This is a genomic window from Allobosea sp. TAB14 (genome assembly GCF_052113865.1).
Lineage (GTDB): Bacteria > Pseudomonadota > Alphaproteobacteria > Rhizobiales > Beijerinckiaceae > Allobosea > Allobosea spartocytisi.
In genome coordinates this window covers 1-14,747 of sequence record NZ_JBFRDQ010000093.1, presented here as the reverse complement: position 1 = coordinate 14,747, position 14,747 = coordinate 1, and the positions used below count along the sequence as shown (strand labels likewise).

The window sequence follows — 14,747 nt, the reverse complement described above, 5'->3', positions numbered from 1 at the left end:
GTCATCACCCTGCCGGACATCATGTTCATCACCACCCGCGCCAATGTCGTGACCAAGGAGCCGTTCCTGTTCTTCGGCGCGGCGATCCTGATCTATCTCTTCTTCTCGCTGATCTCGGCCAGGGTGGTCGACCGGATGGAGCGGCGCGCCAATCGCGGCTTCGCCGCCTTCGGGGGCGCGACGCGATGAACTGGTGCGAATATCCCGGCTGGCTCGTCGGCAGCGAGGTTTTGCAGAACTACGGTTGTCGCATGGCGTCCGGGCTCTGGATCACGGTCGAGCTGGTGGTGATCTCCGTGCTGATCGGTTTCGTGATGGCGCTGGGCCTCGCCATCGCCCGGCTCTATGGGCCGCGCTGGGCGCAGGCGGCAGTCAACGGCTACACCACCTTTTTCCGCGGCACGCCGCTGCTCTGCCAGCTCTTCCTGGTCTATTACGGCCTCGGCCAGTTCCGCCTCTTCTGGCAGGACACCGGGCTGTGGTGGTTCTTCCGCGATCCGTTCTATTGCGCGGCCCTGACCTTCACGGTGAACACGGCCGCCTATCAGGCGGAGATCCTGCGTGGCGCCATCCAGTCGATTCCGCGCGGTCAGTTCGAGGGTGCCGCCTCGCTCGGCCTGCATCGCTGGGCGACCTTGCGCCTCGTCATCCTGCCGCAGGCGATGATCCTGGCTCTGCGCCCGCTCGGCAACGAATTGATCGTGATGATCAAGTCCAGCGCCGTCGCCTCGCTGGTCACGCTGTTCGACCTGATGGGCGCGACGCGGCTGGCCTTCGCGCGCTCCTTCGACCTCTCGATCTATCTCTATGCGGCGCTGATCTATCTGACGCTGGTCGAGATCATCCGGCGCGTTTGGGATCGGATCGAGCTCAGGCTCAGCCGGCATCTGGCGCTGCGCTGAGAACTTTTAGCCGTCCTCAGCCCGGCAGCGTCAGGACGACGGCGCCGCGCGGGGTCGCGACGACGGTGTGCTCGTACTGGACGGTGGGCGCGCAGGGCTCGCTGTAGAGCGTCCAGCGATCGCCGTCGCCCTGTTCCGCCCAGTCGGCGCCCAGCGACAGGAACGGCTCGACGGTGAAGACGAGCCCGTTCGTCATGGTCCGGCGCTCGCGCCGGTCGGGCCAGGTCGCGATCTCCGTCGGCTCCTCATGGAGGGAGCGGCCGCAGCCATGGCTCGCCAGGTTGCGCACCAGCGTATAGCCGTTCTTCTCGGCGAAGCGCCCCACCGCCTGGCCGATGCCGGCGAGCGGCTTGCCCGCACCGACCTGCCCGATGCCCGCCCAGAGCGCGCGCCGGCCGTCGCGGCACAGGCGCTCCAGCTTGGGCCTGACCGGCGGCACGGCGAAGGAGGCGCCGGTATCGGCGAAGAAGCCGTCCTTTTCCGCCGAGACGTCGATGTTGACGAGATCGCCGGCCAGGATGCGCCGCTCGCCGGGAATGCCGTGGGCGATCTCCTCGTTGACGCTGATGCAGGTGGCGCCGGGGAAGCCATAGGCGAATTCCGGAGCGGGCCGGGCGCCTTGCCGTTCGAGGACATCGCGGCCGATCGCGTCGAGTTCCGCGGTGGTCATGCCGGGTTCCAGCGCCTTGCCCATGGCGGCGAGAGCACGCGCCACGATCGCGCCGATCTCCTTGAGCGCCTGCAGTTCGTCGTCGTTCGAAATGGTCATGGAGCTTGAGCTAAGCTGCCGCCCGCCCGGCCGCAACGGGAAAAGCCGCATGGGCGGCTGGCGCGCATCCGCCTTCCCGCCTCGGCAACCGCGCGCTAAAGCGTGACGATCTTCGGAAAAGGACAACGGGAGCAGCTCATGGCCAAAGTCGCGTTCATCGGTCTCGGCGTGATGGGATACCCCATGGCGGGCCATCTCAAGGCCAAGGGCCATGAGGTCACCGTCTACAACCGCAACCCGACGAAGGCGCAAGCGTGGGTCGCCCAGCATGGCGGTGTTTCGGCCGCGACCCCCGCCGATGCGGCAAAGGGCCAGGAGTTCGTCTTCTGCTGCGTCGGCAATGACGATGATTTGCGCTCGGTGACGACGGCTGAGAACGGCGCCTTCTCCGGCATGGAGAAGGGAGCAGTCTTCGTCGATCACACCACCGCCTCGGCCAATGTCGCGCGCGAGCTCGACGAGGCCGCGAAGCAGGGCGGCTTCGCCTTCATCGACGCCCCGGTCTCCGGCGGCCAGGCCGGTGCCGAGAACGGCGTGCTGACGGTGATGTGCGGCGGCGAGCCCGAGGCTTACGCCCGCGCCGAGCCGGTCATCGCGAGCTTCGCCCGCATGTGCCGGCTGATGGGCCCCGCCGGTTCCGGTCAGCTCACCAAGATGGTCAACCAGATCTGCATCGCCGGCCTCGTCCAGGCGCTGTCGGAAGGCGTCCACTTCGCCAAGCGCGCGGGCCTGGATGTCGAGACGATGCTGGAGGTGATCTCCAAGGGCGCCGCCGGCTCCTGSCAGATGGAGAACCGCGGCAAGACCATGAACCAGAACAAGTTCGACTTCGGCTTCGCCGTCGACTGGATGCGCAAGGATCTCGGCATCGTGCTCGACGAGGCCCGCCGCAACGGCGCGCAGCTTCCGGTCACGGCGCTGGTCGACCAGTTCTATGCCGAGGTGCAGAAGCTCGGCGGCCGGCGCTGGGACACCTCCAGCCTGATCGCGCGGCTGGAGGGCTGAGCGGAAAGCTGTGGCGGCTGCCCTCAGAGCCGGATGATTTCAGACGGAAACACAGAGTGATTCCATCTGAAATCTGAATCCGTTTCTTATCAAAGAGTTAGAGCAGGGTTCATGCGAAAAGCCGGTTTCCACTTTTTCGCATCCTGCTCTAAGGGCCCGTCTTCATATCCGCCGAGGTCGCGACCGCCTGTTTGCGATCGATCTTGAGATTGGAATCCGGCTTCACCCGCTGCCGATGCATGGTGTAGAGGCCGCTGGCCACGATCAGGACCATGCCGAGGACGGCAACCAGGTCCGGCACATCGCCCCAGACGAGATACCCGCTGAGGACCGCCAGCACGACCGCTGCATAGCGATACTGCGAGATCACGCCGACATCGGCGCGGCGGAAGGCCGAGATGATGCAGAAGGTGCCCAGCGTCACCAGCAGCGCGGCCAGCAGCAGATAGACGAGCTCGATGCGCCAGAGCGGTTGCCAGATCTCCGTCAGCCCGTAGCCCGCGGCGACAAGGCCGACGAGGATCGTCGTGGTCAGCGACACGACGGTCGAGGGCACTTCCGCGCCGATCGTGCGGGTGGTGAGGTCACGGCAAGCCGTCAGCAGGACGCTGATCAGGGCGACGATGGTCGCGGCGCTGAAGGTATCGGTCCCCGGCCGCACGACGATGAGAACGCCGACGAAGCCGACGAGCAGCGCCAGCGTGCGTCGCCAGCCGACGGCCTCGATCCGCAGTGCCACGGCCAGTGCCACGATGATCAGCGGAGTCGCCATGTTGATCGTCGTGATGGTCGCGAGGGGGAGGAGCCCGAGCGACCAGCTGAAGGTCAGGGCGCCACCGGCCTCCAGCAGGCCGCGCAGCACCACATGCGGCTTGAGCGCCATCGTCAGGCGGTCGCCTTCGCCGGCGGCGAAGACCAGCGCGATGCCGATCAACAGCGCGAAGGCGGCTCGCAACGCCAGCGCCTGTCCCGGCGGATAGACCTCGCGCGCGAGCTTCATGAACGTGTCGTTACAGACGAAGAGCGTCACCGCCGCGAGCATGAAGGCGATGCCCCGGCGGTTGTCGGCTGCGCTGGCCAAGGCGTTGTCCTGTCGGGATGTGCTTACGCGTCGAAGCGGGAAAGCGAGAAGGGGGCGAGGTCGAAGGGCGAATGGCCGCTCGTCGACAGATCGGCGAGGATCTCGCCGATGGCGCTGGCGAATTTGAAGCCGTGGCCGGAGCAGGCTGAGGCGAAGACGGCCTGCGGCACGCCCGGCACCGTGTCGATGATGAAGTCCTCGTCCGGCGAGACGGTGTAGACGCAGCCCTTCAGGGTCAGCGGCTCGCCGGCGGCGTCGGGGATATAGCGTGCGAGGCATTCGCGGATGAGCCTGACCTGCGTCTCGCTCGGTGTCCGGTCCTGATCGCGGGGGTCCATCGGCTCGCGGCCGAAATGCGGTCCGCCGAGCTTGAAGCCGGGATGCTCGTAGAGCGGGAAGCCGTAGAAGCTGCCCTCCTCGACATGCAGGATGAAGACCGGGAAGGCGCCTTCCCGGAACAGCTCCGGCCGGCGCGTGCTGAACCAGCCGATCGCCTGCTTCACCGTGGCGACGTTCCGGGTCAGCGCCGGCACCGCATCCGCGATCCAGCCGCCCGAGGTGATGACGAGCCGCCCGGCGCTGTAGGTGCCGCGCTCTGTGCGCACCACCACGCCGCCCTGCGCCGTCGGCGTCCAGTCGATGAGTGGCTCGTTGGTGCGGATCTCGGCGCCACGCGCCTGCGCCAGCCCGACATGGGCGTAGATCGCCTTTTCGGAGGCGACGAAGCCGCCATCCGGCTGCCACAGGCCGAGATGGCCGGCCGGCAGCTGGAAGCCGGGGAAGCGGCGCATCGCCTCGGCGGCGTCGATCACCTCATGGCTGAGGCCGTGGTCGAGGCAGGATTGCAGCGAGGATTCGACCGGCCCGCCGCCTTCGGGCGCCAGATCGAGCGAGCCGGTGACGTGCAGCAGCTTCAGCCCCGCCATCTCCCCCGTCTCGCGCCAGAGCTCATGCGCCCGGCGCACGATCGGCACATAATGCGAGCCCTCGAAATAGGCGAGGCGGATGATCCGGCTCAGCCCGTGCGAGGAGCCCATGGCATGGCCGAGGTCGAAGCGTTCGAGCCCGAGCACCTTGAGGCCGCGGCGGGCGAGATGCCAGCAGGCGGCCGACCCCATGGCGCCGACGCCGGCGACAATGACGTCATAGCTTTGCTGGCTCATGGGCTCTGGCTCGACCGGGAGGTGGAAAGCCAAGCCATACAGGGGCTTGCCGACCCGGTCCATGGCGCGGCCGGCAGAGCCGCTCCGCTATTTCGAGAAGCCTTTGTTAACGGACGCCCGCAATAAGCTTGCCCATGACGCAGGGTGAGATCGGGGGGCTCATGACGGGCAGGATTCGGCGCTGGTTCGGCGCTGGTAAAATCGCCGGATACGACGCGCTTCCCGTCGCGCCTGCCGCTGAAGTCGAAAAGCCAGTCTTCGTGCCGGATGGCGAAACCGTTTCGGCGGCCGTCGACGATATCGAGAGCGAGATCCTGTCCGCGATGGGCAAGCTGACCCGCGAGCTCGGCGAGGCCGGGCAGCTCTCGGCCGATTTCGAACGCGATTCCCGGGCGATCCTTGCAAGCGCCGGCGGCATGCGCCTGGCGGTGGTTTCGGCCAATGAGAACGCCTCGGCGCTCGCGGCCGCGAGCCAGCAGGTTTCTGATGCGGCGGAGGAGGTCGATCTCTCGCTCGCCAATGTGCGCAGCAAGCTCGACGCCGCCATGTCGCGGGCCAGCGAGGCGACGATCATGCTCGACGGGCTGGCGGTCGCGACCGGGGAGATTCGCGGCATCGTCGATTCGATCGCGGATATCGCGCGCCAGACCAATCTGCTGGCATTGAACGCGGCCATCGAGGCGGCGCGTGCCGGTGAGGCCGGGCGCGGCTTCGGCGTCGTCGCCCATGAGGTGAAGTCGCTCTCGGTCGAGGTCAGCCAGGCGGTCGAGCATATCCGCACGCGGGTCGACCGCCTGACGCAGGCCGCGCAGGGCTCGACCGAGATCGTCAACGACGCGCTCCAGATCGTCCGTGAGGTCAACCCGATCGTAGGTCTGATCGGCAATGCCTCGCAGCAGCAGGCGACGACGACCGCCGAGCTCTCCCGCAATGCGCGCGAGACCGCCTTGTTCGTCGATGGCGTGGCCAGGCAGGCCGACGAGATCGACCGCATCGCCCATGCGACGGTGGCGGATAGCGAGCGGGTGCGTCATGCCACCGAGCGCGGTGGCCGCCTCGTCGGCAACATGGTGCGCCGGTTCAAGCCGACCCTGCGGCACGCCGCCTTCGCCGATCGGCGCCGCCATGACCGGTTTCCGGCGGCGCGGCGCGCCTGGCTCTCGGTCGGCGACGTCGACATCGCCGGGGAGGTCATCGATCTCGGCCGGGGCGGGGCCCTGCTGGCCGATGCGCCGGAGGCGCGGCATTGGTCAGGGGCATCCGGCAGCGTCACGATCGAGGGGCTGCCGCCGCTGCCGTGCCGCATGACGGGGGTGAGCGACAACGGGCTCCACATCGCCTTCGCGCCCGAGGCCGCCGCCGGCAACGACGCGCTGGCGCAGACCATCGAGGAGATCGAGCGCTCCTACCGGCCTCTGATCGAGCGCGCCCAGGACTTTGCCCGGCAGGTCGGCGCGGCGATGGAAACCGCGCTGGATCGCGGCCTGTTGACCGAGGACGACCTGTTCCAGGCCAGCTATACCGCCGTGGCGGACAGCGAGCCGCGCCAGTATCTGAGCCCGAGCCTGACCGCGCTGGAAACCGTGCTCCCGCCGGTTCTCGCGCAAATCCTCGCCGACGATGCGCGCCTGTCCTTCGCCGTCGCCGGCGACCGCAACGGCTATGTGCCGGTCCACAATGCCGCCCATTCCTTGCCGCCGCGCCGGGGCGAGCCGGGCTGGAACGCGACCTATGCCCGCAACCGGCGCATCTATGACGACCGCGTCGGCATCAGTTTCGGCCGTTCGGTGCGCCCCTTCCTCGTGCAGCGCTCGCTGCAGGATCTCGGCCGCGGGCTGGAAGCGTTTAGCGAGATCGGCGCGCCCATCAGGGTGCGCGGCCGCCACTGGGGCGGGGTCAGGACGGCCTACCGGCTCTGACTACAGCCGGTCCCAGCTCACGGCGACGTTCATCTTCCGGAAGGCCTGCTGCCAGAGCGTGGCCGCCTGTTCGAGGCGCTGGGGCTCGTAGAGGCCCTGCACCTGATGCACGCTGAGCGCCCAGCTCGCGGCACCCGAGCTCTGCCAGACCTTCGCCAGGAGCTGCCGCAGCTTTTCGGGATCGCGCGCGCCTGCGCCATTGCCGAAGACGGTATACTGGCCCGAGTTCTGCAGCATGTCGGAGACCAGCACGAGCTTGCGGTCGCCGGTCTCGACCCGGTTCTCCCGCCGGGCCACGACATCGCCGATCGCCTCGACGATCGGAGACTGGTTGCCCTTTGCCGGTGTGGTCAGGACCTTCAGCGCGTCGTCGAGCGGACGGCCGAACTTCTCGACCCATTTGACGTATTCGCGGCGCGGGTTGCCGATCAGCTCGCTCGCGGTCTTGCCGGGATTGCAGAGCGAGATCAGCGCCGGGAAGCCGGGCTCGAAGACGTCGTTGAAGACATAGATCGAGAGCATCCGGTCGGCCGGCAATTCATCGCCGATCTGCTTGACCAGCGTCTTGAGGCGTCCGGCCTGGACCTCGCTCCACGGGTCGGTCTTGTCGACGAGGATCAGCGTCTGCCCCACCGGGCCGGTCTTGGGGCAGAGTGTCTCCTGGTCGCGCGGCGGCCCGCGCAGCAACGAAGGGGCGGCGAAGAAGCCGACGAGGGCGACGCCGGCGAGGAGGGAGGCGACGATCGCCAGGTTCTCGGTCTTCATCTCGGCAAACCTAGCGCTGCATGGCGGCGAATTCCTCGGCCGCCTGCTTCTGCGCCGCCTCGTCGCGCTCGAAGGCTTCGCGCCCGGCCTGTGCCGCGCGCAGCTTGACCTGCTCGACCTCGCCGGCGAGGTCGATGCCGCGCAGGAGCACGAGCCGGTCCTTCAGCGTCGCCTCGATCAGGGCCGGCATCGATCCGAGCTGCCGCTCGAAATCCTCGATCTGTCGGCGCGCGGCGGTGTATTCCGGCAATTCGCCGGGCTGGTCGATCTCGGCAAGGTTGAGCGATTGCGAGAAATAGGCCGGCGGCAGGTCGGTCCGGACGCGCAGATTGGCCTCGCGATACTGCATCATCGCCGCGTCCTTGGCGGCGCGAAGCTGCCCGAGGCGGGAGATGTGGAGGTCGCGCGCCTTCTCGGCCCTGGCCTTGAAGGATTGCAGCTTGCCGAGCTCGTCGCGGCATTCCTCGCGGAAGCCGTCGACCTGCGTCCTGAGCGCCTCCATCTCCGGCAGCAACTCGACATCGAGCCGGCGCCTTTCTTCCTCGACCGCGCTCCAGCGCTGGCGCCAGCGCTTGTAGGCGGCGGCATGGCCCGGATAGCTGCCGAAGGCCGAATACCCCTTGGTCGCCGAGACGAAGGCGACGATGCAGCCGATGATGACGAGCGCGACCGATTTGAGGTCGTAGATCGCGAAGGGGTTCTCCAGCATGCGCGGCATCACCTGGAAGGAGCGCGCATCGGGATTGGCGATCAGCATCTCCCGATAATGGCCGACGGCGAGGTTGAACAGCACGATCAGCGCGATCATCCCGGCATAGGCCGGCAGCGCCCAGAACAGATGCGAGCTCTTCACATGCTGGCAGTAGCGCGCCGGCCCCACCCCCATGAAGAAGCCGAGCGCGATGTTGAGCGCCGAGATGATCACGGCCGTCGCCGCGCCGCCGACGAGGCCGAAATCGCTGGCCTCGGCGAAGAAATTGCCGTTGAGCAGGCTCTCGATCACCAGCGGCACGACCAGGAAGAACAGGATGAACTGCCATTTGTCGAGCTTGGGGTCGGCGCGGCGCTTGTTCTCGTAGTTGAAGAAGGCGTATTCGCGCTTGGCCCTGAGCGCGTCGTAGACGCGTTGCTCCAGCTCGCTGCCATGCTTGTTCAGCATCGCGCGCATCGCAGCCTCGATGCTGCGCACGCGGCCCTCGAAGCGCTGCTGGGTGAACAATTCGCGCCGGTTCGCGATCTCGGCCTGGAGCGCGTTGAGGCTCGCCGCCGCCTCCTGCCGGATCGCGTTGAAATGCTCGCGGGCCCGCGCGACCAGCGTCTGCTCGGTCTGCGACAGCATCGTCGCATGGGCCGGCGGCTGGTTTTCGACCGCGTCGCTGGCGCCGTGATGGCCGGCCTTCACGGATTCCGCGAGGTGATGCGCCGTGATCGGCGCGATGGCCTCGCGTCGACGGGGCTCGCCGCTGCCGTTCTCATTCGCCATGGGCGGACCGCATCAGGAAATGGCGGGCATCGACGACATCCACCCAGAAATCACGGAAGCCGGGATAGGCCGGCCGCAGATAGGCGCGCTCGAACCAGAGCGTCAGCACGATGAGCCCGGCTGCCCCCAGCGCCGGCAGGATCGCGCCGGCGATGGCGGCGGGGCTCGTTTCCCAGAGCCGCCAGCCCAGCCCGAGCAGGGCAAAGGCGCTGGCGACGACGAGGAGCGCGAGCATGCAATGCCGGCCGGTGTCGTAGGCGAGCTGCAGCCCGGCCGTCATCAGCGTGATCGCGAAGGCGGCGGCAAGCTCGATCACGGCGAGCCCGACAACGAGGCCGGCGAGCGTGGCGCCGATTCCGCTCGGGGAGGCCGGCGAGAGCACCGCATGGACGCTGCGACCGGTCGACCAGCCGAGATGGAGGCAGAAGAGCAGGATCGCGGCGATGAGSATGGCGACGAGTGGCGTCTCGCGCCGCAGCCGCGCCGCCATGATCGCCAGCCGGGCGGCATGCGTCTGGCATGCGGCTTCGTAAAGCGCGCTTCCGACCGCCCGCAGCCGACCCATCATTGTTCTGAGTATCGAACGCAACCGACCCGCCATGGCCACGACGGTTACCGCATTCGCCCGGCCGGTCAAGGGAAGGGCAGGGGCGTGCCCTGCTCAGCCGCCGGTCACGCTCATATGGCGGCCGACAGCGGGGCGCGCATGGCGGCGGTCGATGACGAAATCATGGCCCTTGGGCTTGCGCGCGATCGCCTCGTCCATGGTGCGGAAGAGCAGGGCGTCGTCCTTCGACGCGCGCACGGCGGCGCGCAGATCGGCGGCGTCCTCCTGGCCCAGGCACATATAGAGCGTGCCGGTGCAGGTCAGGCGCACGCGGTTGCAGCTCTCGCAGAAATTATGCGTCAGCGGCGTGATGAAGCCGACGAGCCCGCCGGTCTCCTTGACGCGGACATAGCGCGCCGGCCCGCCGGTGCGGTAGGGATCGTCGACGAGGGAGTACTTGTCCATCAGGCGCCCGCGCACCACCGAGAGCGGCAGGTATTGATCGATGCGCCCGGCCTCGATCTCGCCCATCGGCATCACCTCGATCAGGGTGAGGTCCATGCCGAGGCCGTGCGACCAGAGCATCAGCTGCTCGATCTCGTCGTCATTGACGCCCTTGAGCGCGACCGCATTGATCTTGACCCGCATGCCGGCCTTGCGCGCCGCCTCGATGCCGGCGAGCACCACGCTGAGATCGCCGCGCCGGGTGATCTCGCGGAACTTGTCGGCGTCGAGCGTGTCGAGCGAGACGTTGATGCGCCGCACCCCGTAGCCGGCAAGCTCGTCGGCATATTTGTGCAGCAGCGAGCCATTGGTGGTCAGCGTCAATTCGTCGAGCGCGCCCGAGGTGAGATGGCGCGAGAGCGAGCGGAACAGGCTCATGATGTCGCGGCGCACCAGCGGCTCGCCGCCGGTGAGCCTGAGCTTGCGCGTGCCGCGGGCGACGAAGGCGGTGGCGATCCGGTCCAGCTCCTCGAGCGTCAGCAGCTCCTTGCGGGGCAGGAACTGCATGTYCTCGGMCATGCARTAGACGCAGCGRAAATCGCAGCGATCCGTCACSGAGATGCGCAGATAGGAAATCGTGCGGCCGAACGGATCGACCAGGGGCGACCGCGTCAGCGGTTTGATGTCGTCGAGCAGCACGTCTGCCTCAACTCCGGATGCGGCGCCGCTCCGCGCTGGATGCGGACGCTTCTTCACATTGCTATAGCGAGACATTGGCATCGATGCGCTGAAGGTCAAGCGCATGGCTGCCGCGCATGGCGATGAGGAACTGCACGATCATGTCATCCTGGCCGACCGAGATCCGCCTCGCCAAGGACCGCCGCACCCTCCACGTCACCTTCGACGACGGCGCGAGCTTCGCGCTGCCGGCCGAGCTGCTGCGCGTCGAGAGCCCTTCGGCCGAGGTCCAGGGCCATCATCCCAGCCAGAAGACGATCGTTCCCGGCAAGGCCGAGGTCGAGATCCTGCGTGTCGAGCCTGTCGGGCACTATGCGGTCAGGCTCGGCTTCGACGACATGCACGACACCGGCATCTATGCCTGGGACTATCTGCGCGAGCTCGGCGAGCAGGCCGGGGAGAAGATGAAGGCGTATGAGGCCGCTCTGGCCGAGAAGGGGCTGTCGCGGGAGAGGCGGCGCTAGGGGCGGCGAAGGCGGTGTGAGGAGAGACAGTTCTGGGTCGGAAGCGGATCTTTGATCGGTGAGAAATTAGGCGCGGGAGCCGAAGAATGGGGTTCGCTATTTCACTTAGGAGCGATCATCCGAGCGCGGACAGCGTTCGCGCGCTGTGGAATGATGTTCAGCGGTTCGAGGACCATCCCTCAATGGCCCTCCTTGGCTACCCGCCCCACGTCACTCTGGCCATCTACGATGATGAAACGGTGCGAGAGGCCGAGGTTCGAGACGCGCTCGATCAAGCCAGCAAAAACCTGCGCCCGGTCACGCTGACCTTTGATGCCATTTGCAGCTTTGATGGGTCGCCGATGGTTCTATGGGCGTCGCCCCGTTTCAGTGCAGTCTTGCGGGACATCCACGAGGCAATCCACGCAGCCATCCACCCCGCCTCATGTCGTTCGCATTACCGGCCTGGGACATGGAAACCTCATTGCACGCTAGGCACGCGGGTGAGGGATGATCGGCGTGACGCGGCGCTAGCCTTCGCCCGCGAAGCTAGCAGCGTGTTTGATGTGATTTTCGACGCTCTCGACTGCATCTACTTCCCACCTATCGCTCCTTTCGAGTTGCGGAAGCTGCTCTGAACTAGCCGAACAGAACCCGCAGGAACGTCCGAGCTGGGTCGGGAGCGGACGCCTCGCCCCAGCGCCGCCAGCGTCCGCTTATGGGCAAGGCGACAAGGTCGGCTTTTGCCGCAAGGTGATCCAACTTGCCGCGAGGCTATCGACCCCGAACCATTGCCGCCGCTACAACCCCTCCGGCATGGAACAGTCGAGGCTCAAGACTGATAGATGAAGATCATGTGTCTAAACGGCTGGGGCGGGAAGCTCCATGTGCCGCTCATCACCTATCTGGAGGCGTCATCTCCCGACATCCTCTGCCTGCAGGAGGTGGTGCACAGCCCCGAGACCACGAAAGAGTGGCTGACCTATCGAGACGGAAGCCACATTCTCCCGCAACGAGCGAACATGTTTCGCGATGTTGCGCGGGCTCTCCCGGACCACACGCCCATCTTCTGCCCGGCAGCGCAAGGGGTGCTCTGGGATGGGGAGACATCCATCCCGTCACAGTGGGGCCTAGCAACATTCGTGCGCCGCACGCTGCCGATCACAGGACAGGTGCAAGGCTTCGTCCACAAAGCCTTCTCCCCTTATGGCTATGGCGAGCACCCGAGGTCCCGAAGCGCCCATGTCGTCCGGGTTTTCGATTTCGAGAAGGCGCGGTTCATCTGCGTTGCCCACATGCATGGCTTACGCGACCTCGGAGGAAAGGGCGATACTCCCGAAAGGATCGCGCAAGCCAACCGGCTGGCGGAACTCGTTCAGCAGATCGCGGAACCCGGCGATCCTGTCGTCGTCTGTGGAGACTTCAACGTCGATCCTGGGAGCCAAACCTTCGAGATCCTCGGCCGCATCGGTTTGGCTGATCTCGTCACCGCACGGGGGTTCGGCAGCACCCGCACGTCTCACTATTCGAAAGCCGGAAAATTCGCTGATTATATGCTTGTCAACGGTCACGTGGAGGTGACGGACTTCACCGTGGTCGCCGAGCCCGAAGTCTCGGACCATTGTCCCCTGGTTCTGACAGTGTGACAGGCTTGGCCGAAGCCGTGGCGCCCGCACCCCACCAAGCGCTCGGAGAGGTCGCTTAGGATCGAGGATCGATCATTTGTCCCATGAGCGCAGAGCGTCCGGTCTGGGTGGGCTCAATGTCCGCACGACGCACGTGACTGACGGCGTTTGCGTCCTTTGTCCGCGATGTCTGCGCAAATAAAAAAGGCCGGCGTCACCGCCGGCCTTTTCACATGATCGCGGATCGGCGGCTCAGCGCGCCACGACGACGCGGGTGCCGACCTTGGCACGCTCGTAGAGGTCGATGACGTCGTCGTTCAGCATGCGGATGCAGCCCGACGAGACGGCCTGGCCGATCGTCTCCGGCTCGTTCGAGCCGTGGATGCGGTAGAGCGTCGAGCCGAGATAGAGGGCGCGGGCGCCGAGCGGGTTGTCCGGGCCGCCGGCCATGTGGCGCGGCAGGTCGGGGCGGCGCTTCAGCATGGAGGCCGGCGGCGTCCAGCCGGGCCATTCGGCCTTGCGCGTGATGGCGTGCGCGCCCGACCAGTCGAAGCCCGGGCGGCCGACGCCGACGCCGTAGCGCACGGCCTTGCCGTCGGGCAGCACGTAATAGAGGCGGCGCTCGTTGGTATCGACCACGATCGTGCCCGGCCGCTGCTTGGTCGGGTAGCTGACGATTTCACGCGGAATGGCGGTGGCCTGGGCCTTCGCCGGATCGACATAGGTGACCAGCGGCTGACGTGTCAGCGGGTCGATTTCGGCTCGGGCAGCGGTGCCCAGAGCGAGCAGGCCAAGGCCGGCAAGCACGGCCAGACGGGTGGAGCGGAGCATCGGATGAACCTCGGGCGGTCGGTGGCGCTAGGCACGAAGTTGACACGGAAAAGTCAACGTCTCCTCAATGTCCTGTCAGACTCATTTGGGCCGTGCAATTGCGCCGCCATCACATCGATGAGAGCGGACGAGCTTTGCTTTGCCGCGTTGCGCGTCTGCAACATCGCGCACCGCTGAAGGCCGCGACTCAGCTCCTCAACACGACGCAGGCGCCCCGATCGACCTGGATGCGCCGGCACAGTGCCGTCGCCGCGGCCCGCGTCGGCGCCGGCAGCCGCACCCGATAGAAGGCGCGCGTCCCGCGGCTGCGCAGGCGCGTGCCGATCACCATGGGCTGCAGATCGCCGATGATGCTGCGGTGGCGCGCTCCGGCCCGCTGGAAGGAAGCCAGCGCCCGCGATTTCGAGAAATTGCCGGCGAGCTGCACGCCCCAGGGCGCGAAGGGCGCTTCCGCGATCATCGGCAGGGCCGGACGCGCGCGGCGGATCGCGACCAGCGTCGGCGCGCAGGCCGTCTGCGTGTCGCGCGTGGCCGGGAGCGGCGGCGGCGAGCGCCCGTCGCCATTGGCGGTGTTCTCCGCATCCTCGGCCCAGTTCTCGACGGAGGTGCYGGTGACGGCGACGACATAATTCTCCGTCTCGAAGGGCAGGAAGCGGCTCTGCTTGGCCTTGCGCGCCGCAAGCCAGCCCGCGACCCGGTTTGGCCCGCCATTATAGGCTGCGGCGGCGAGCCCCCAATTGCCGAAGCGGTCGCGCAGCTCCGCCAGGAAATGCGCCGCCTTCGGCACGGCCTGCTCGGGGTCGAAGGGATCGATGAGGCCGCGCTCGCGCGCCGTGCCCGGCATGAACTGCGCCACCCCCTGCGCGCCGGCCGGGCTGGTGACGCCGGGCCGGAAGCTCGATTCCTGGAAGATCAGCCGCGTCAGGAAGGCGGCCGGTACGGCGTGGGTCCGCGCCGCGTCGTCGATCAGCCGGCAAAGCGCATCCTCGATGCCGGAGGAGGGCAGGGCGACCTCTTCGGGCAAGGCGGGCG

The 14,747-nt window shown here is 67.2% G+C and carries 15 protein-coding genes and 1 pseudogene; 7 read left to right on the top strand and 9 right to left on the bottom strand.

From position 1 onward, the window contains the following. Positions 1-189 (top strand): annotated as a pseudogene (locus tag AB4Y99_RS15440) (ABC transporter permease); the annotation flags it as partial. Continuing rightward, on the top strand, positions 186-902 hold the full coding sequence (locus tag AB4Y99_RS15435; RefSeq protein WP_038361746.1) for an ABC transporter permease: 717 nt from the start codon (positions 186-188) through the stop codon (positions 900-902). The pseudogene AB4Y99_RS15440 and the gene AB4Y99_RS15435, both read left to right, overlap by 4 nt. Before the next feature lie 16 nt (positions 903-918). Here the strand turns inward: AB4Y99_RS15435 and map are convergent, their stop codons facing one another. After that, a complete protein-coding gene (map, locus tag AB4Y99_RS15430) occupies positions 919-1,671 on the bottom strand; it encodes a type I methionyl aminopeptidase (protein WP_038361748.1) in 753 nt (250 codons plus the stop codon). Positions 1,672-1,809: 138 nt separating this feature from the next. On the opposite strand from map, the gene AB4Y99_RS15425 reads away from it, so the two are divergent. Further along, the gene (locus AB4Y99_RS15425) at positions 1,810-2,676 is read left to right on the top strand and encodes an NAD(P)-dependent oxidoreductase (protein ID WP_441523918.1); all 867 of its coding nucleotides are present in this window, start codon (positions 1,810-1,812) and stop codon (positions 2,674-2,676) included. Between the two features lie 148 nt (positions 2,677-2,824). Here AB4Y99_RS15425 and AB4Y99_RS15420 read toward each other — a convergent pair whose 3' ends face one another. Next, the gene (locus AB4Y99_RS15420) at positions 2,825-3,757 is read right to left on the bottom strand and encodes a DMT family transporter (RefSeq protein WP_441523917.1); all 933 of its coding nucleotides are present in this window, start codon (positions 3,755-3,757) and stop codon (positions 2,825-2,827) included. A gap of 23 nt (positions 3,758-3,780) precedes the next feature. Next, a complete protein-coding gene (gene solA / locus AB4Y99_RS15415) occupies positions 3,781-4,920 on the bottom strand; it encodes an N-methyl-L-tryptophan oxidase (RefSeq protein WP_038362553.1) in 1,140 nt (379 codons plus the stop codon). A gap of 161 nt (positions 4,921-5,081) precedes the next feature. Here solA and AB4Y99_RS15410 point away from each other — a divergent pair, with 161 nt between their 5' ends. After that, positions 5,082-6,839, top strand: coding sequence for a methyl-accepting chemotaxis protein (locus AB4Y99_RS15410; RefSeq protein WP_162720153.1), 1,758 nt, complete (start codon positions 5,082-5,084; stop codon positions 6,837-6,839). Here the strand turns inward: AB4Y99_RS15410 and AB4Y99_RS15405 are convergent, their stop codons facing one another. The 4 genes from AB4Y99_RS15405 to moaA form a co-directional block, all read right to left on the bottom strand. Next, positions 6,840-7,604 (bottom strand): hypothetical protein, encoded by a 765-nt coding sequence (locus AB4Y99_RS15405; protein WP_113253200.1) that lies wholly within the window; start codon positions 7,602-7,604, stop codon positions 6,840-6,842. A 10-nt stretch (positions 7,605-7,614) separates the two neighbouring features. Further along, positions 7,615-9,087, bottom strand: a complete 1,473-nt coding sequence (locus AB4Y99_RS15400; RefSeq protein WP_441523916.1) for a hypothetical protein — start codon at positions 9,085-9,087, stop codon at positions 7,615-7,617. Continuing rightward, complete coding sequence (locus AB4Y99_RS15395; protein WP_441523915.1) at positions 9,077-9,655, bottom strand: hypothetical protein; 579 nt, start codon at positions 9,653-9,655, stop codon at positions 9,077-9,079. Before AB4Y99_RS15395 ends, AB4Y99_RS15400 begins: the two co-directional genes overlap by 11 nt. A 93-nt stretch (positions 9,656-9,748) precedes the next feature. Next, entirely contained in the window at positions 9,749-10,852 is a 1,104-nt protein-coding gene (gene moaA, locus AB4Y99_RS15390; RefSeq protein WP_441523914.1) for a GTP 3',8-cyclase MoaA, read from the bottom strand. Positions 10,853-10,914: 62 nt separating this feature from the next. Here moaA and AB4Y99_RS15385 point away from each other — a divergent pair, with 62 nt between their 5' ends. From AB4Y99_RS15385 to AB4Y99_RS15375, 3 genes are all read left to right on the top strand, one after another. Beyond that, positions 10,915-11,280, top strand: a complete 366-nt coding sequence (locus AB4Y99_RS15385) for a gamma-butyrobetaine hydroxylase family protein (RefSeq protein WP_112764212.1) — start codon at positions 10,915-10,917, stop codon at positions 11,278-11,280. An 86-nt stretch (positions 11,281-11,366) separates the two neighbouring features. Beyond that, positions 11,367-11,897 carry a 2'-5' RNA ligase family protein gene (locus AB4Y99_RS15380; protein WP_441523913.1) on the top strand — a complete coding sequence of 177 codons (531 nt, stop codon included), beginning with the start codon at positions 11,367-11,369 and terminating at the stop codon, positions 11,895-11,897. Between the two features lie 207 nt (positions 11,898-12,104). After that, positions 12,105-12,905 (top strand): endonuclease/exonuclease/phosphatase family protein, encoded by an 801-nt coding sequence (locus AB4Y99_RS15375; protein WP_441523912.1) that lies wholly within the window; start codon positions 12,105-12,107, stop codon positions 12,903-12,905. A gap of 231 nt (positions 12,906-13,136) precedes the next feature. On the opposite strand, the gene AB4Y99_RS15370 is transcribed toward AB4Y99_RS15375, so the two are convergent. Both AB4Y99_RS15370 and AB4Y99_RS15365 read right to left on the bottom strand, forming a co-directional pair. After that, positions 13,137-13,715, bottom strand: a complete 579-nt coding sequence (locus AB4Y99_RS15370; RefSeq protein ID WP_133561724.1) for a L,D-transpeptidase — start codon at positions 13,713-13,715, stop codon at positions 13,137-13,139. A 187-nt stretch (positions 13,716-13,902) separates the two neighbouring features. Next, positions 13,903-14,747: lytic transglycosylase domain-containing protein (locus tag AB4Y99_RS15365; RefSeq protein ID WP_441523911.1), on the bottom strand; the 845-nt coding region annotated here is incomplete at its 5' end.